At 50.3% G+C, this 17146-nt stretch carries 19 protein-coding genes; 7 read left to right on the top strand and 12 right to left on the bottom strand.

What is annotated here, in order from left to right; translation table 11 throughout:
* Window positions 1-511: 511 nt before the first annotated feature.
* Window positions 512-1024: a signal peptidase II gene (gene lspA, locus J7619_RS09110; RefSeq protein ID WP_291197170.1), complete on the bottom strand. Its 513-nt coding sequence runs from the start codon at window positions 1022-1024 to the stop codon at window positions 512-514.
* Entirely contained in the window at window positions 1024-1713 is a 690-nt protein-coding gene (locus J7619_RS09105) for a DUF1080 domain-containing protein (protein ID WP_291197168.1), read from the bottom strand. The genes lspA and J7619_RS09105 overlap by 1 nt, the downstream gene beginning before the upstream one ends.
* Before the next feature lie 146 nt (window positions 1714-1859).
* Here J7619_RS09105 and J7619_RS09100 point away from each other — a divergent pair, with 146 nt between their 5' ends.
* On the top strand, window positions 1860-3680 hold the full coding sequence (locus J7619_RS09100; RefSeq protein WP_291197166.1) for a M61 family metallopeptidase: 1821 nt from the start codon (window positions 1860-1862) through the stop codon (window positions 3678-3680).
* Between the two features lie 41 nt (window positions 3681-3721).
* Here J7619_RS09100 and J7619_RS09095 read toward each other — a convergent pair whose 3' ends face one another.
* The 3 genes from J7619_RS09095 to J7619_RS09085 form a co-directional block, all read right to left on the bottom strand.
* Complete coding sequence (locus J7619_RS09095; protein ID WP_291197164.1) at window positions 3722-5881, bottom strand: T9SS type A sorting domain-containing protein; 2160 nt, start codon at window positions 5879-5881, stop codon at window positions 3722-3724.
* A gap of 91 nt (window positions 5882-5972) precedes the next feature.
* Complete coding sequence (locus tag J7619_RS09090) at window positions 5973-6740, bottom strand: TIGR03915 family putative DNA repair protein (RefSeq protein ID WP_291197162.1); 768 nt, start codon at window positions 6738-6740, stop codon at window positions 5973-5975.
* Window positions 6740-7996 carry a putative DNA modification/repair radical SAM protein gene (locus J7619_RS09085; RefSeq protein WP_291197160.1) on the bottom strand — a complete coding sequence of 419 codons (1257 nt, stop codon included), beginning with the start codon at window positions 7994-7996 and terminating at the stop codon, window positions 6740-6742. Before J7619_RS09085 ends, J7619_RS09090 begins: the two co-directional genes overlap by 1 nt.
* A gap of 170 nt (window positions 7997-8166) precedes the next feature.
* On the opposite strand from J7619_RS09085, the gene J7619_RS09080 reads away from it, so the two are divergent.
* Window positions 8167-8889, top strand: coding sequence for a thioredoxin family protein (locus J7619_RS09080; protein WP_291197158.1), 723 nt, complete (start codon window positions 8167-8169; stop codon window positions 8887-8889).
* On the opposite strand, the gene J7619_RS09075 is transcribed toward J7619_RS09080, so the two are convergent.
* Genes J7619_RS09075 through J7619_RS09065 form a run of 3 tightly spaced genes read right to left on the bottom strand, consistent with a single transcriptional unit; the run spans window position 8890 to window position 10734 of the window.
* Window positions 8890-9693 carry a GNAT family N-acetyltransferase gene (locus J7619_RS09075; RefSeq protein WP_291197156.1) on the bottom strand — a complete coding sequence of 268 codons (804 nt, stop codon included), beginning with the start codon at window positions 9691-9693 and terminating at the stop codon, window positions 8890-8892. It lies immediately after the preceding gene.
* A 28-nt stretch (window positions 9694-9721) separates the two neighbouring features.
* The gene (locus J7619_RS09070) at window positions 9722-10261 is read right to left on the bottom strand and encodes a hypothetical protein (protein ID WP_291197154.1); all 540 of its coding nucleotides are present in this window, start codon (window positions 10259-10261) and stop codon (window positions 9722-9724) included.
* The gene (locus tag J7619_RS09065; RefSeq protein WP_291197152.1) at window positions 10258-10734 is read right to left on the bottom strand and encodes an RNA polymerase sigma factor; all 477 of its coding nucleotides are present in this window, start codon (window positions 10732-10734) and stop codon (window positions 10258-10260) included. Before J7619_RS09065 ends, J7619_RS09070 begins: the two co-directional genes overlap by 4 nt.
* A gap of 93 nt (window positions 10735-10827) precedes the next feature.
* Between J7619_RS09065 and J7619_RS09060 the strand changes: the two genes are divergently transcribed.
* On the top strand, window positions 10828-11667 hold the full coding sequence (locus J7619_RS09060) for a sulfurtransferase (RefSeq protein WP_291197150.1): 840 nt from the start codon (window positions 10828-10830) through the stop codon (window positions 11665-11667).
* 40 nt (window positions 11668-11707) lie between these two features.
* Here J7619_RS09060 and J7619_RS09055 read toward each other — a convergent pair whose 3' ends face one another.
* The gene (locus J7619_RS09055; RefSeq protein WP_291197148.1) at window positions 11708-12586 is read right to left on the bottom strand and encodes a c-type cytochrome; all 879 of its coding nucleotides are present in this window, start codon (window positions 12584-12586) and stop codon (window positions 11708-11710) included.
* Window positions 12587-12761: 175 nt separating this feature from the next.
* Here J7619_RS09055 and J7619_RS09050 point away from each other — a divergent pair, with 175 nt between their 5' ends.
* Window positions 12762-13763 carry an AraC family transcriptional regulator gene (locus J7619_RS09050; RefSeq protein ID WP_291197146.1) on the top strand — a complete coding sequence of 334 codons (1002 nt, stop codon included), beginning with the start codon at window positions 12762-12764 and terminating at the stop codon, window positions 13761-13763.
* A 50-nt stretch (window positions 13764-13813) separates the two neighbouring features.
* On the top strand, window positions 13814-14308 hold the full coding sequence (locus J7619_RS09045) for a YceI family protein (protein ID WP_291197144.1): 495 nt from the start codon (window positions 13814-13816) through the stop codon (window positions 14306-14308).
* Between the two features lie 4 nt (window positions 14309-14312).
* Here the strand turns inward: J7619_RS09045 and J7619_RS09040 are convergent, their stop codons facing one another.
* Complete coding sequence (locus J7619_RS09040) at window positions 14313-14567, bottom strand: hypothetical protein (protein WP_291197142.1); 255 nt, start codon at window positions 14565-14567, stop codon at window positions 14313-14315.
* A gap of 148 nt (window positions 14568-14715) precedes the next feature.
* Between J7619_RS09040 and J7619_RS09035 the strand changes: the two genes are divergently transcribed.
* Both J7619_RS09035 and J7619_RS09030 read left to right on the top strand, forming a co-directional pair.
* A complete protein-coding gene (locus tag J7619_RS09035; RefSeq protein WP_291197140.1) occupies window positions 14716-15414 on the top strand; it encodes a bifunctional 2-polyprenyl-6-hydroxyphenol methylase/3-demethylubiquinol 3-O-methyltransferase UbiG in 699 nt (232 codons plus the stop codon).
* A 190-nt stretch (window positions 15415-15604) separates the two neighbouring features.
* Window positions 15605-15862, top strand: a complete 258-nt coding sequence (locus tag J7619_RS09030) for a T9SS type A sorting domain-containing protein (protein ID WP_291197138.1) — start codon at window positions 15605-15607, stop codon at window positions 15860-15862.
* Window positions 15863-15898: 36 nt separating this feature from the next.
* On the opposite strand, the gene J7619_RS09025 is transcribed toward J7619_RS09030, so the two are convergent.
* Together J7619_RS09025 and J7619_RS09020 are read right to left on the bottom strand one after the other, a co-directional pair.
* On the bottom strand, window positions 15899-16768 hold the full coding sequence (locus J7619_RS09025) for a tetratricopeptide repeat protein (protein ID WP_291197136.1): 870 nt from the start codon (window positions 16766-16768) through the stop codon (window positions 15899-15901).
* A 112-nt stretch (window positions 16769-16880) separates the two neighbouring features.
* The gene (locus J7619_RS09020) at window positions 16881-17114 is read right to left on the bottom strand and encodes a hypothetical protein (RefSeq protein ID WP_291197134.1); all 234 of its coding nucleotides are present in this window, start codon (window positions 17112-17114) and stop codon (window positions 16881-16883) included.
* Between the last annotated feature and the right edge of the window lie 32 nt (window positions 17115-17146).

The raw sequence follows: 17146 nt of genomic DNA, 5'->3' as shown, positions 1-17146 counted from the left end.
CCCGGGGCAACCTGCTTGCAGCAATACAGATTCCCGCAATTTAAAGGCTCGGGAGGCGCCTCCTGTTTATAGGATTTTCATAATTCCAACGATTTTACATCCCTGCCGGGGCTTTCTTTTGCATGACCGCTACATGCCTGGCGGCATTTAATCCGTGATGAATGCGGCGGATTGCTACCAATGTTCCGTGCCTAACGGCACTTGCGATGCATACGCGAACAAAACGTGATCGCATTACGACATTCTCAATGCACCAATTCTGTTCTACAAATCTTACGCGCCGCTGGCGCTTGTCGGTGTATTGTTTGGTCAGCTGTTTGCTACCAATGCTATGTAGTTGGCGGTACTATAAATCTTTGCGCCAAGCGCCAGCGGCGCGTAAGATTTGTAACAAAATGGTTAGCCACAATCGGAAATGCCGTCGGGCATGTAACAACAAAAACGGCGCCACGCATTAATGTTGATGAACTGCAATGTGGACGAACTGCGCCGCCGCATTGCAAATGTTACCTCAAATCCCGGGAAACTTCGACTTTTGTCTGCTATATGACTGGTAGAGAAAAATGAACATCCCTGTCATAATCGAAACGTCGGCCATATTGAATATGCCGGTTTGAAACAGCCCGAAATTGATATGCATGAAATCGGTGACCGAGCCGTGAACGAGGCGGTCGTAGATATTCCCGATACCGCCGCCAATGGCGAAACTTAATGCAAGGGCACTTAGCCAGGTCAGGTTCTTTTTGGTCAATAAATAAATGATGCCGAACAGCAGCGCGATCAGCGGGATGACGGATAACACAAATACCTTGATCGAATCAGGCAAGGAGCTTCCAATGCTGAGGAATGCGCCTGTATTTTCGACATAGGTAATGGTTACGTAATCCTTGATAACGTGAATCGTTTGGTAGAAGCCCACGTTTTCCCTAACCACGCTTTTCGAGATCTGATCGCAGCCGATATTGGCGATCAAGACCACGACAATAGAGATATTCCTGATCAGACGGTTTGATTGAAGGTTCATTATTTGGAAAGCGCTTTAATCGGCGTCAGTTTAATATCCTTGAACTCAACTTCCGAGCCCTCCGACTGTAATGCGATCTGGCCTTTTGAAGCCGTCGCGTCATAGCCGTAGTTGACCAACACGCCATTGAGCCATACTTTTATCGAATTCTTAACACATTCTATCACCATCGAATTCCATTCGCCCAATGGCTTTTCGGTGCCATCGGTAAGGTTAGGAATGCGGCGGAGCTTATCGCCGTTCACGCCCCATTTTTCCTTCGGCCCGCGGCGTTTCTCCATATCGGGAACAGTAATGTCTTCCTGAATACACCAGAAATCACCCGCATTCTGGTGCATCATTTGTATTTCGATGGATTTGGGAAACATCTCATACAAATCACGCGGTTTGGAAACGAATACCAGCGCGCCGCAATTGCCGGGCTTGCCTGCGAAGCGGTATTGATAGGTAAACCGGAAGTTCTCGTACTGCGCGTCCGTGATCAGGTGCCCGCCGGGTGTTCCCAGGCTCACGAGCAGGCCATTGCGCACGAGGAACGGGTTGACAGCCTTCGGGTCTTTGTCCATTTCGGGCACATCGACGTGCCATCCTTTCAGGTCTTTTCCATTGAAAAGCGCTTTCGTTTGGCTGTAAGCGTGTTGCGAGGTGATAGCGAGGGTCAGGGCGAGTGGAAGGAACAATTTCTTCATGAAAGGTCGATACTATTTAAAGTTTTAATGGGATTTGAGCCGGAAAAATTAAGCAATAATCGGGTTAGTAGCTGTATGAGCGCTTCAAATGTTCGGTTATTGGATTAAATTGGTGCCTTGTCACTTCAAAATCACTTGATCAGTCCATGAAAAAACTGGCCCTATTGTTTGCCACTCCCGCGTTATGCTCATACGCATTCGCGCAGTCGATCCGCTATGATGTGTCCTTTCCCAATATCGTTCATCACGAAGCCCGCATTGGGCTGAGCGTGTCGGATGCGCCACAAAAAGAACTCCATTTCAGGATGTCGCGCTCTTCTCCGGGCAGGTATGCGACGCACGAATATGGGAAGAATGTCTATGACGTGGTGGCATTCGATAAATCGGGCAAACCGGTTCCGGTACAACGTGTGGATGGCGATGTGTATAAAATTGCGGCGGTCAATGGTTTTGTGAAGGTCGAATACACTTTGTATGCCAACCACCCCGACGGTACCTATGCCGGAATCGACGCCAGCAGCGTGCATTTGAATATGCCGGCTACATTCATGTGGGTGAAGGAGTTGGAAAAGGCGCCGATTACCGTTGCATTCAACCTGCCGAAACCCAACTCATGGACGATCGCTACCCAGCTCAAAACAACCGGCGACGCAAACGTTTTCACCGCGCCCGATTTGCAGTACTTCATGGATTCGCCCACCAAAATCGGTCAGCTGACGATCAAGGAATGGACAGTACCTAATGCCGGCAACAAGCCGTCACAGTTCAGGCTGGCGTTGGAGGCGAAAGGTAGTGATTCGCTCGCTACCGCATTCGCCGGGAAAATAAAGCGCATTACCGAAGAGGCGCGTATGGTTTTTGGTGAATTTCCGGCGTTTGATAATGGCAGCTATACTTTTCTGGCCAGTATTAATCCCTATGTAAAAGGCGATGGTATGGAGCACCGCAACAGTACGATGATCACCCTGCCGGTGGCCTTCGACGGTTCCGACAATCTGCTGGGCGTGTTCTCGCACGAGTTCTTCCATACCTGGAACGTCGAGCGTATCCGCCCGAAAACGCTGGAACCTTTCAATTTTGAAAAAAGCAATATGAGTTTCGAACTCTGGTTCGCCGAAGGTTTCACCCAATATTATGGTGAATTACTACTCGAAAGGGCCGGGTTCGATTCGCTGGAAGAGTATTGCCGTACCCTGACATCCCTGGTGAATACAAAAGAAAACACCGTCGGGGCGACGCGCATTTCGCCCGTACAGGCGAGCAGCAATGCCGTTTTTGTAGATGCGGGCGTGGCGATCGATAAGACGAATTATCCCAATATTTATACTTCTTATTATCCCTACGGAGCATCGGTGGCGCTCGCATTGGACCTTCAATTAAGAGGGAAGGGGCTGAATCTCGATGATTTTATGAAGGCCGTTTGGGTAAAGCATGGGAAACCCGAGATCGCTTACAATGTCGCCGACCTGGAAACGGTTTTAGCAGCGTACACCGGGGATAAAGGATTTGCGCAGCAGTTTTTTGCAAAATATGTCAATGGGCACGAGTCGCTGGATTACGCACCGTTGCTCGCCAAGGCCGGTTTATTGTTGAAAAGGCGGTTTGAGGGCCAGGCCTGGATCGGCGATTTCGTTCGATACAAGGAAGGCACCGGGTTGACGATCACCAGCAACACAACCATTGGATCACCGCTTTATAAAGCCGGGCTTGATATCGATGACGAGATACTGAAAGTGGACGGAAAGGCGATCTCTAAAAATGACGAACTCCTTTCAATGCTCAACAGTCACAAACCCGGCGACCAGATTACCGTTGAATACATGCATCGCGACGAAAAGAAAACAGCCGTGCTGGATATGATCCAAAATCCGCGATGGGAGGTTGTGACGTACGAACAAGCACGAAAAACAGTCACGCCGGAAATGGAAACGTTTCGAAAGGCCTGGCTGGGAAGCAAATGGAAGTAAAGTGAAAGCGGTTGCCTGGGAATGGGCAACCGCTTTTGCATTTAACGTGTGAGTAAAATTTTCTTCGTTTCGACCGAATCCGGTTTCTTCACCTGGAGAATGTAGATACCAGCCGGCGCATTGTCGAGCTTGATGCGTTCTTCGTGTGCGCCCTTGCCTTTCACACCCTGCGTATGCCAGATCTTACCCTGAACGTCGGTTACCCGTATCGTTGCAGCCTCACCTGTTTTCAGATTGAATAAGGCTTTAAATTCGCCAGTGGCGGGGTTAGGGTAGGCTTGTAGCGCCGGTGTATCGCTCTGTCCCTGAACCAGCTCCGGTACCGCCATACGTGCATTGTTCTGGACGTTCCGAACGCAAAGCTTATCCTGGCGGGTAGCAGCGCCCGGCAATCCCTGAATGCGGATCTTGCTGTTGCCGACGGGCAGATTGACGTAGAATGTCTCTTCGCGCCACACGATGTTCCAGCTGTAAGTGGGAGGTAACTGCAAGGCAGGAATCGCCACGTTTCCGTTCACTGACACGCTTACTTGTGCATTCGGCTCGGCGTAGTAACGCAATGTAACGGGATACAGCCCCGACACGGGCACATCCGGTACGTAATATTCCACGTAGTAATCATAATTGTTTTGGGCACCTTTTGTTTGTCCGTTCGATGCGTTCGGATCACTGGTGGTAGGGCCGTTACTGGCCGACCATTCGGCTTCCGTGCATACGTTGAATGGTCCGGAGGGGCCACAATTGCTGACGGTTATATCAAGCGTTTTGACAACCGGTGCGCAGGCATTCTTCGTAGCAATTAAAGTGTAGGTAAATGTGCCATTGGTGTAAGGTGGCAAAATAGTAGCGGAAGCAAATGTTGAATTCATGCCCTGGCCAAGCCATTGGTAGGATACCGACGGGCAATCGGCACCGGTACAACCAGCACCCACGAATACGGTCGTCGAACATGCTGGCGTTAGCGTCGAGGCGCCCACCTCGATACTAAAATCGCACGTCGGCGGGTTTCCGGTTCCACCGCTTCCGGTAACGCAAATTCTGTCCTGACGGATCACGGGGTAACCAAATCCACTCCATATGCGGATCTTATTACTGCCTTCCTTCAAGGTGAAATTGTAGGTTTTTTCAGCCCACACGACATTCCATGAGCCGGATGCGGCCAGACCGGTCAGCGGCGCAGTCTCCTCACCGTTGACGCTGATCGCAATGCCGGTAGGCTGCGTCGAATAATAACGCAGCGTTACCTGGTGTGGTCCTGTTACTTTTACACCATCGATTTGATATTCAACAAAATAGCTCGGGCCGTTCTGAGTGCCGCGGGTCTTGCCGTTCGACGCATTGGGGTCGTCGGTGACTTCGCCGTCGCTGTTCGAATTTTCCGCTTCCACGCAAGTGCTGAATGGCCCGGTAGGGGTTGGATCGCAGCTGACCGTAACCAAAACCTTCGAAGTCATCGGCCCGCAACCTTCTTTGCTGGCGGTAAGAAAATAATTATATGCCGCGCCCACATTAGGTGCAGGCACAGAGACAGACTGGCCCGAAAAATTAAGTCCGCCACCCGACCAGTCGTACGTTACGCCATCGCATGGCCCTGAGCAATTTGCGGTAAACGTAATGCTTTCGGAGCATTGCGGCGTAGGGTCGGATACCGACGCGGTTACGTCAAAGTCGCAGTTCGGATCGCTTGGGCCATTTTCCGTCCAGCAGGTCTTATCCTGTCTGACGTTGTATCCCGGCAGCTCCGAAATGCGGATCCAGTTATTCCCGGCGTGCAGGTCTACCTCAAACGTATGTTCGCGCCATACAATGTTCCAGGAATTTGAAGCGGGAAGATTCACCTGCGTCGCTGTGCCGTTATTGACTGCCACATTCACGGGCGAATCTTGCTCGGCATAATATCGAAGGGTGATCAGGTACTTGCCGGTAATCGGAACGTCGGTTTGGTAGGTCACCCAATAAGCCGACGAATCGCGGGCGCCGCGGGTCAGGCCATTGGAAGCATTGGGATCCGGTGAGATGGGCCCGTTGCCATCGGCATTTTCGGCTTCAAGGCAAATGGTAAACGGTTCGGCGGTCGTGCGCCCGGCAGCATAGGAGGCAATTGCTGAAAGCAGAAAGCAAATAACGAGCGTAAAAGTTTTCATCGCATGCAGGGAAATGTGGTTGAATGGACATTCCAACGGAATCGTCGGAAAAGCCAATCCGAACTTGGATTGGCTACATTTTCCGAGACACGGCCCGCTATGTTAACCGTGGCGACAAGCACAAAAAATTATTGATTATCAGCGAAATCTATCCCTGCTTCTCCGAAAGGTACTTCCAATAGCGTCGTGGCACGTGCCTTACGTGCAGGCGCGTGTTTTTTCGCGCCTGAATATTGGTGCTTTTGAAGTAATCCTGCCACAGTAAAGTATACAGTTCTTCTTTCTCGTCCAGCAAACCCGAGGGAAGGGTGTTCACGATCGACATTTGCGGCGCTGTGTCGAGCTCGATCTCTTCCGTTTTTTCGAGATCGTAATAGAGCCCGTATTTTCTTTTCAGATCATAAATAATCCAGCGCTGATCCGCATAGCGGTTCTGGAAATGCTCGGGAAGGAGAGGGAGTACATCAAAATCCGGCTCAATATGGGCGTAGTAGATGCCGTCGCCGGTTTTCTGGAACCGTATAAAGGCTTCCATCCGGTGTTTTTCGCGATGGACTTTCTGCGCTGTTTGGGAAACGGCCAGTACATCGGGATGTGCGAAGTTCTCACACGCGCCCGACGGATGATCTATAACATACCTGGCTAAATTGAGCAGATGCTGATAAGTCTCCGGCTGTTCGGAGAGGAAAGCATTGTAGAACCGGAATTGCCATTCTTTTCCCAATTTCTTACAAAGCCCTTTCCAAACCCGCTTACCCTTTGCGCGGTCGGAGATGACCCGGTAGCCCGGATCGAAAACATCAGGAACGTGAAAAGCTTCGGTTACCAGCTTTATTGCCGGCGATTTTCGCCGGTAGCATTCGAAAACGGTCGTGAGTAACCCTTCCAGCGAACCATCGAAAATATAGAGCTCCATCAGAAAAGCGACAATTGGTTAAGCGGGTTCTTCTTGTATTTGCTCTTGCTTTCGGAAAGGATCAGCCCTTTAATGTGTCCCGCTTCATATTCTCTCAATTGAACAGGGCTGTCGGCATACCGGATAAAATGCCGCGCCTTGCCGAACGCAATACCGAGTTGGCGCAAGTGGTACTGATACAAACGCCCGAATTTCCGTGCCTGGACAATTTTTAGCGCCGAACTTACACCAATGCCCGGCACGCGCAGGATCATGTAGTAGTCGGCCGTATTGATGTCTACCGGAAACTGGTCAAGGTTGCGCAACGCCCAGCTTAGTTTCGGATCGACGTCCGCTTCGAGGTTCGGATGAAAGTCATTCAGGATTTCCTGTACCTTAAAACCGTAGAAACGCATCAGCCAATCGGCCTGGTACAGCCTGTTTTCGCGGATCAAAGGCGGTTGAGAGCCGATTGCCGGGAGCCGCGCATCGTAGCTGATCGGAATATAGCCCGAGTAATAAACCCGTTTTAGCGAAAAATTCTGATAAAATGAATGGGCTGTATATAGTATCTCCTTGTCTGATTCCGGCGTGGCGCCCACGACGATTTGGGTACTCTGCCCGGCCGGCACGAATTTCGGGACGCTTTTGATCAGCGCTTTTTCACTTTCAAACCGGATAATATTGTTTTGAATGTATTTCAAAGGTTTTTTCACCTCCGCGTGTGACTTTTCGGGGGCGAGCAGTTTCAGGCCGGTTTCCGTCGGCATTTCCAGATTAATGCTCATCCGATCCGCATACATACCTGCTTCGTGAAGTAGCTCGTCGCTTGCACCGGGGATCGTTTTCAAATGGATATACCCATTGAAACGCTCTTCATGCCTGAGATTTTTCACGATACGAACGAGCCTTTCCATTGTATAATCGGCATCTTTGAAAATGCCGGAGCTCAGGAACAGCCCTTCGATGTAATTGCGCCGATAGAAATTCATCGTCAGCTCCACTACTTCCTCCACGGTGAAAGCGGCCCGCTTGATATCGTTACTGCGCCGCGAAACGCAGAACGCGCAGTCGTAAATACAGTGGTTGGTAAGCAGTATCTTCAACAACGATACACACCGGCCATCTTCGGTATAGGTGTGACAGATCCCCGTTCCTTCTGCATTTCCAATTCCCTTGTTCTCATTTTTCCGGTTGCTGCCGCTCGATGAGCAGGACACATCGTATTTTGCAGCATCGGCCAGAATCCCCAACTTCTCCCGGATCCGCTCGTACATACCAAAATTTGCAATTTGTTAAATAGGCCTAAAATATCGAATGGCAATTACCAGTTATTAGGAGGTCATGCCTGGTGATTATTTGTGCATGAAAATATCAATTTTGTGATACTAATACAATCTTTTGTGGCAGAATGTTTGTGAGCCGTTTGCGTAAATTTTCCATTTGTTTGCTGGTAGTTGTCGGATCTGCCAGGTTTTCAGCGTTTTGTCAATCCGATGAACCCAAGGTAACCCGCTACAACGGCAAAGTGAGTCAGCAGTTTGTAATGAACCGCGATTCGCCCATCATCGATCACGCTACCGGCAAGCGGATCAGCTACGAGACCTACGATAATATGCTCAAACGTAGTCCGGGACAGTACAAAACCCAGCCGATATTCGATAAATATGGGAAGGCATCATCCTTCGAAATCATCAAAAAGAGCCAGTTGTACGTTCAGCAGGACGGTTCGGTAATGAATAATCCCGATCTGATGCCGGAGGTCGGCGAGCCGATCGCCCCTTTTGTCATGCGCGGGCTGGATGGCAGAGAATATGATTCGGACAAATTGCGGGGAAAGTATATTCTGCTCGGCTTTTGGGTGCGCTATGAAAAGCCCCTCTACACGCTCGCCAGTACGAAGGTGATTTCCAATTTTGTGGATGAGAATAAAAGAAAAGGAATAGAGATAGTTTCCCTCGGCACCACGCTCAATACCGAGGAGGAATGCCTGGAAGCGATCCCGAAACGGAACTGTGGTTTCATTCCCGTTCCGGAATCGTATGGTTTCAACCACCGCTACAAGATCAGCGAGACGCCCTATTTCATATTGGTGGACCGTAAGGGGATTGTCAGGGCCATGGCGCCGCATACCGAATTTTCTAAAATCAGCGAGTTGACCCTGCGCTGATCAACCCAAAGCACCGCTGATGCGGTTGTAAAGGTGCTCGGGGTGCCAGACTCTCTTCGGACCAAGTATCATCCGGCGGGAAGTCTTGCGCACATGGAAATCATGCTCTTGCAGAAATTTCAGTCCGGCCGTATTGCCCATCGGCAGAATCGCAAATGGCCTGGATGCTGCGCGCAGTTGCATGAGGGCAAAACCAGCGGCATCGTTGGTAGCTACAATCGGCCCGTCGCTCCAAGTGGGCAGATAAACGCCTTGCAGCACCTCATTTGAATCCACATATATAAAGGAGTCGGCCAGAAACTCGGCCATAACGCCGCGTCTGTCTTCACCGGACGCCATGCGGTCGATGGCGTACGCCGCCTCGCGAAAATTTTCCATAAACGGGCGGATCAGCGGAGAGGATTGCCGTTCCGGCGCATCGTCCTCCCGCCGCATATGCGCATACTGGCCTTCGACTTCAAAACCCTGTTTCAAATATACCGGATAGCCAAACTCCGTGGCGTCGAGATAAATAGTAGGGTAGCGGTTCCGGTCGACGCTCGCTATCAGCCCGCGGGTAATGGCGCTTCCGAGACCCTTGTTCCGGTATTCCCCATGTGTGATGATACACGCCAACCAGGCCGTGTCGCCGTGAAAAATGGAGGTACCTACCGCAACGGGCCGGCCGTCTTCGACGATCTTGATCGGCTTGCAGCATTCCGATTTTAAAAAGAACTGAAACCGGGGGCGGATATCGCCCCAGCCCTCTGGTTCGAGGGCGGGGAGGAAACTAATGTCGTCTTCTGTGAATTCCTGACAAATCATGGCATGGATTGTTAATCCTGCTAAAATGTCAAAAATCTGCTTCCAACTGCCTGAAATGCGCGATTTTTCTTTGCCAGCTGATCCATGAATAGTAAAACAACAGAAGAAATGTGACGATTAATGCGCTCAAAATGATGTATTTGCGCTGGTCGAAAGCCGTTTGATAAGTCAGAAAGAATAATAGCGCAGCCGCGTACACGACCGACGATGATAACGACAGTACAGCCAACATCTTCAATGAGCGCGCCTGTCTGGCCACCGCTTCCCGGATATTCCCGCTTACCAATGGGTTTTGGATGTGAAAGTAACTCAATGCATTATTAACGATATAGAGAACAATGCTGGCAATCAGCAGGATATTGACTGCCAAAGGCTTCTGCGCCCCATCGAAGCCATCATAAAAGAGGAACAGTAAAGCAGTAAGGGCTACTATTTCCGTCATGAGTTTGATCCTCAGTTTGCGAAGCGAGGGGTGATTGCGGACGCGGGTCATCATGGCGAGCTCCTTTTCCGAAAAAGGTCCGTGTCCGGTATTTTGCCAGCCCGATTTAAGATCATCGATATTCATATGCTTTTTGAAGTTAAAAGTGTTTTGAGTTTTTCTTTAATGCGATTGAGCTTTACACCTACATAGTTTTCGGAAATGCCTGTGACCGAAGCTATTTCAGCGTAGGAGTAATCTTCGAGGTAGAGGGAAATGAGCGCCCGCTCCGATTCGCTCAGCGTTCGCAATGCGCGGAAGAGCCATTCTTCCCGGCCGGAAATGGTATCCGGTGTGTCGGCAAGGTCGGGCGGATGTTCGGAGAGCGAAATGGGCGGTCGCTGCTTCCGGTAGGAGGCCATGGCCGTATTCAGCGCGATCCGGTACATCCAGGTCGTGATTTTCGATTCGTTCCGGAACCCCGGGAAAGCGCGCCAGAGCTGGTACACGATTTCCTGGAAAAGGTCCTGCTGGTCCTCCGGCGTGTTGCGGTACATCCTGCTTACCTTCAAAATGATCCGCTGGTGCGCCCCGATCGTTTCAAGAAAAATTTTCTCCATAAAAAATCAAATCTTTCCCAATAGGTTGCGGAGATTGGGAAAAACTTATCAAAAGTGACTTTATTTACCAAAGTTTTTTCAAATGACCCGGACATGAATATCATTACAACAGACCAGCTCAAAACCATTCTGGAAAATGAAGACCCCATCGTGATCGACGCACGGGGAGGGACCGATGCTCTGGAACGGTACAACCATGCGCACCTCGAAAATGCGCAGTTTGTAGACCTCGAAACCGACTTATCGGAGAAGACGGGCGACCCGTCCAATGGCGGCCGGCACCCGCTTCCTGAGCCGAATGATTTCGGGCGCTTTTTGGGGATTCTAGGTATCAGCCCTTCTTCAACGGTGGTTGTATATGACGATAAAAAAGGCGCCAATGCGGCGGCACGTTTCTGGTGGATGCTCAAAGCGGCCGGCCATGAAAAGGTGTTCGTCGTAAGTGGCGGGCTTGACGCGATCTCGGAGGCGGGAATCGATTTGACCGAAAAAGCAGCTTCTCTGCATGCATTGGAAGAATATCCGATCAAAGGATGGCAAATGCCGTTGGTGGATGCCGACGACGTGGCGCTTGCCGCGGCCGATCCCGAGGCGATGGTGATCGATGTCCGGGAACATTACCGCTATCTGGGCGAAAGCGAACCGATCGACCTGGTTGCCGGCCATATCCCGGGTGCCGTCAATATACCTTATACCTCCAATCTGGATGGTAATGGCGAATTCATGTCGCCCGCCGACCTCGCTGCGAAATACAAGGAAGCATTTGCCGATAAGGACCCGCGCAAGGTGATTGTGCATTGCGGCTCGGGCGTGACCGCGTGCCATACGCTGCTGGCGCTCGCGGAGGCGGGTTTGCACGGGGCGAGCCTGTACGTAGGCTCGTGGAGTGAATGGTCGAGGACAGACAGACCCATTGCGACAGGAGAGGAATAATACAAACAACGGGGCCGGACATCAAATCCGGCCCCGTTGCTTATTGAATGGATTGCAGGAAGTCGTAAAGCGAAGAAAGTTCGCTACGCGTATACTGCGCTGTCATTTTCCAGGGCATATCTTCATTTTTGAGAACATGGCCTTCGGGCGTTTTCCCGGAGGTAAGCGTTGCGATAAACTGCGCCTTTGTCCATTTACCTACGTGCCCTGCCCGCGTAATGTCGGGCACCGGCGGAAAGCCCGGCGCGAGCGGTTCACCTCCTTTGAAATTATCGCGATGGCATCCCGAACATGATACGGCAAGATATTTCCCTTGTGCTGCTCCCTCGGTCGAATCCGCCCGGGCGATCATTGATTTGTTGTGATCGATTTTTTCAACGGACAGGAGGGGCATTTTGCCCAGATAGCTCATGATAACGGCAACCGGGCCCAGGTCATTTGCGGGAAGCGTATTGTCCACCTTCGGTATCTGGCGGCAATAGGCGATGAGTGCGGCCATGTCCTGCCGGGAGAGCAGTGTTGTTTCGTGGGAAGGCATAAAAAGAAGCGGTTTGCCGTCCTGGTGAACGCCGTGCCGTAGCGCTGTAAGCCAGTCCGAAACGTCGTAGTTGTCCGGCAATCCTCCTTTTCCCTGTGTGAGATTACCCGCTACGAGCCGACCGATAGCCCCGTCATCGTTCATGACTTTGCCTTCGAGACTATTCCCATGGCAATCCTGACAGCCTTTAATCGCTACCAGGTGTTTCCCACGGGCAACGGTAGCGCTGTCGGTCGGGATTTCAATGGTTTCTTTTTCAAATACGTAGGCCTTGTTCATGCGGCTTTTCATCGAGACCGACATGTAAGTGTAACTGGTAACCGCTGCGAGCAAGATTCCGGCCAGGAAAATCCCGGTCCATTTTAAGATTTTTCTGATCATGGCTTTGAAGTTTTTGGCAAAAATGCGGAAGGTAATACGGCAAAGACCTACGCAAAACGGATTAAAACCTACGACAAACGGATTTCGTCGATTAATTGGGCCGTTCACTCATTAAGAAGCAGGCGGGAGGCAGTCGCGCATGTATTTTCGTGTTGTGTTAAAACCGTCCCGTCCTATGGCTACACTCATTCATTCCGCCGACATCCTTGATTTCAACCCGGTACCTAACCCGCAATCGGTCATACCGGGTGCGCGGGTAGATAACCAGGGCGAGGTGCTGACGCGCTATCATCCGAAGGTCGGTGAGATGAAGTTCAGGAGCCTGCTTTTCCCGCATATGCACGTGATGAACCTGCACTGGACGTCGCAGGAGGATGTGATCCTGTATGATAGCACACCGGTTGACACGATTAATATCAATTTCCATATGGCGGGAAGGCTGGATACCACTTTTGAGGGCCTGTCGCACGAGCTGAATATGAGGCCGGGCAGGCATAACCTGGTTTTTTCACCCGAGGGTGGGGATATTAATCGGGTTGCGGCAAACGATTCCCTCGAAATGTTCCATATCAGCCTGGATAAGGCGTTTTTTGCGGACATTATCGGGTGCGACGATCATTGGAGCGAGCGAGTTCAGCAGAACTTACTTTACAACAGGCCATTTTCAGGTATTACCGGCACCGCAAATACCACGCCGCTTATGCAAAGCTTGATCCGGGATGTGAAACAATGCCGGCAGACCGGGGCCATTCGTAACCTGATGACCCAATCCAAAATGCTGGAATTGCTGGCTTTACAGATTGAGCAGTTCCGCGGGCCCCAGCAAATGGGCACTATTTCGGCCGCCGACAAGGACAAATTGTTTCAGCTTAAATATTTTCTGGATACGCATTTCCTGGAAGAATTCTCCCTTGCGGAGCTGTCGCGCATCTGCCTGTTGAATGAGTTCAAAGTAAAAAAGGGATTCAAGGAATTGTTCGGCACCACAGTTTTTGGTTACCTGCGTAACCTACGCATGGATTATGCCGAGCAGCTGTTGCTCGATGCATCGCGGTCTGTCGAGGAGGTTTCAGACATGCTGGGATATGAGCACGCACACCATTTTTCGGTCGCATTTAAAAAATACCGCGGAGTGAACCCATCCGCGATCAAAAGTAAGCGCATACCAGCCCGGTGAGGTTAAAATTGACAATGAGAAAGTATTTAACAGTGATCAATTTATTGATAATGAGTGGGTACGCATTTGCCATGATTGCGGGATGGCGAATCACCGAAGGTTATCAGATCAGGTTCGACGGCAGATATGCACATGGTTCTTTCCGGAAAATGGAGGGGGATATTCGTTTTGATCCTATGCATCCCGAGGATTCCCGGTTTGAAGTATCTGTGGATGTAGCATCGATCGACACCGGAATCGAGCTGAAAAACAAGCATGCGAGAAGCGAGAAGTGGTTCGACGCCGAGAGGTACCCGCGCATTTATTTCGCGTCAAAGTCTGTAAGCCGGACCGATACCGGTTTCGTTGTCCGTGGCGAACTCGAACTGAGAGGAACGAAAAAGGACATAGCGATCCCGTTCGCATTCACGCGTGCGGGTGATCAGCACTTGTTTTATGGGAAGTTTAAAGTCAATCGCGGCGATTTCGGGATTGGGAAAGTAAGCGGTAAAGAATCAGATTCTACGACTGTAGAAGTATCAGTACCAGTAAGCTCGCTGGAATGAGTGCTTATTTATCCCTCAGCGCCTCCAGTTGACGCAGCAGTTCTTCCAACTCCTGTTCAGCGGCCCTCAGCGCCTTCATTTCCGCGCCCTCAGCCACGTTTTGTGCCGGGTCGTCAAAATTCTTCGCCTCCTCCATCACATCGGGATTCTCGCGGTTTTCTGTCGAGAACGCGATCATTTCTTCCAGGCTGGCTCGCTCAAAATCGATTTGCTGCCTCTTTGCCAGGATTTTATCTTCGAGTTGTTGGCGTTCATGCATTGTCATCGTTATTATTGTTTTTAAATTTACCTTACAATAACTGATCCAGGCACTTAACACATTTGAGAAGCGTGATTTTCAATTGTGACTTACTTTGCAAGTCTTTGAATGAATTCGGTATTCAAAAATCGACAACTCGCACATAACTATGGATTATGTAAATGCTTCATCTGATTATCTGAGCGCCAACCCCAGCTGGCACATTGAAGATTCCCCCTGGAAGGCCAGCCAAGTCATCAAAATGCTGAGAAAGAACAACCTGCATCCCAAATCGATTGTAGAGATCGGTTGCGGTGCGGGGGAGATTCTCAACCAACTCCATGACCGTTGGGAAGATAAGGACGTGAAGCTCTATGGTTACGATATTTCGCCGGATGCCTATGAGTTTTGCAAGTCACGGGAAAAAGATCGTTTGAAATTCTTTAACAATGATTTATTGGAAACAAACGAAAAGTTCGACCTCCTGCTCATGATCGACGTTTTTGAGCATGTCGAAAACTATTTCGATTTCATTCGGAAAAGCGCCCGCCATGCGGAATACAAGATTTTTCACATCCCGCTGGATTTCTCGGCCCTGGCTGCTTTCACTGGTCACCTGATGAAATTGCGGCATTCCGTAGGGCATATTCATCACTTTACCCGCGAAATGGCTATCAACACCCTGAAAGATTGCGGTCTGGAAGTAGTCGACTGGTTCTACACGCTTTCGGAGCTTGAATTGAACTATGGCCGGCACAATTTCAATGGAAAGATGGTCAACTCGTTTAGAAAGGTCTTGTACACCGTCAATCCGGAACTAGCTGTGAAAGCAGTCGGCGGGTTTTCACTGCTGGTTTTGGCAAAATAAGAAATTACACACCTGATTTTTTCGCAGGCGCGGTCCGCTCGTTCGGACTGCGCTTTTTTTGTCTCCGTTTGGTCATTGCACACTTGCCGTTTGAACATCGTATTTGACAGAGGTGGGGGGTATTTTCAAATTGCGGGGATTATTCACACGCACTGGTTCAAACGTGCCAGATACCCACTTGCACCCAAACATGAAAAGAACAGAAGATTTGAAGCGAGAGGTCACTATTTCTCCTAATCCGGCCGTGGATGAAGTGCGAATTGCCGGTATGTCGAGGATGGAGGTTGCAACAATTGTAGCCTGGACGCGCTCGGGGCAGGCAATTTCATTAAAGGAAAAACAAAATGGTACGGTCGACGTGTCGCATTTGAAACGAGGACTTTATTCCCTGGTGATCACATGCTGGGATGGGTCCATGATTTCGAAAAGAATCTCAATTCGCAGATGATGCGCAGGAACGGCAATCGGGTACAGGCTGCCGTTCTTATTTCATATTCAGTGCCCGCTTTAAAAAACCTCCCAGGAAACTGGCGGCAAAAGTCAGTATCATGGAGCCATAGAGGCTGAAATTTTCCAGCTCCTGCCGGCCCTGATCGTCGGGGCGGGAAGTAAGCAAAAAGTAGCCCGCAGCCAGGAGAATGCATTGCATGATGGCCAGCAGCCAGCCTTTGTGAGGTTCGACAAAACCGATTGAAATCGCCGCAAAAACAGCGACGAGGTATGGCAGGTGAATGCTTTCCGCATTTTTGATAACGTACACGAGCAACGCGCTTGTCAGAAGGATCATCACCATATTGATAACCAGCCGCTTGTCGAAGAACGGAGCGGCAGAAGCGGCAGCCGATTTGGGATTAACCATTAAAATTTCTTTCAATTCGGCTTCACGCGCGGCGTCGCGCATGGCGTCGGTTTCACGGCCGAGCTGCGTTAATGCATTTGCCCGCCAATGATATACGTCGGTACTGGTTTCTTCGGCCAGTGCAACGGCCTTGTTAAGGGCTATCAGCGCCTGGTCGGGTTGCTGTTGATCGAGATATAATTTTCCAAGTTCGAGGTGGAGCAGGAAAACCTGGTCGTCATAGCTCAGCCCCGCCTGTATGTCGGCCAACGCCGCGTCAGGATCCCGAAGCTTTTTCTGACATAAACCCCGGTACAGATATGCAATGCACGATTTAGGCTTTTGCCGGATCCTGGAATCGAAATACGCGAAGGCTTCGTCGGTTTGTCCGTTTTCGTAAAGCTTTATCCCTTCGGAGAGCGTTGCAGCTTCCTTTTCACTGGGTGTGCGGAGGTCGGCGTAATTGCGTAGATAGTAGATATAGCCGAAAAAGGCGATGACGACGAGAAATTCCATATTATTTGCAAGTTCAATCAGGCATTCGTAGACACCAAAATTCGGTACGGATGCCCGCAAATCAAAGGAAATCGCGGCGATTGAGGCAGGAATTTTTGTGTGTAGGGGGTGTTCAGACGAGGATTACCATATTCGGCTCGCCTCCGCTTTCGGTGTGCAACGCAGAATAAGCCAGTGCGATACGTTTGCCGGTATTTTCGGCCAATTCAAGCAGTTGGAAAACCTTTTCTTCCCCCTCGATGCGCAATGCCTGGTACAAAATGTTCCCGTAATTGAACTCGTGAGAACCCAGTCCGTTCTTTAAAGCCGCCAGTTGATACCGGTCGAATATTTCCTTTCCTGACATGAAGTGCAACATTTGGGTGTGATATTGCAGGT

The organism is Dyadobacter sp., from assembly GCF_017744695.1.
GTDB lineage: Bacteria > Bacteroidota > Bacteroidia > Cytophagales > Spirosomataceae > Dyadobacter.
This window is presented reverse-complemented; position numbering and strand designations above follow the sequence as displayed.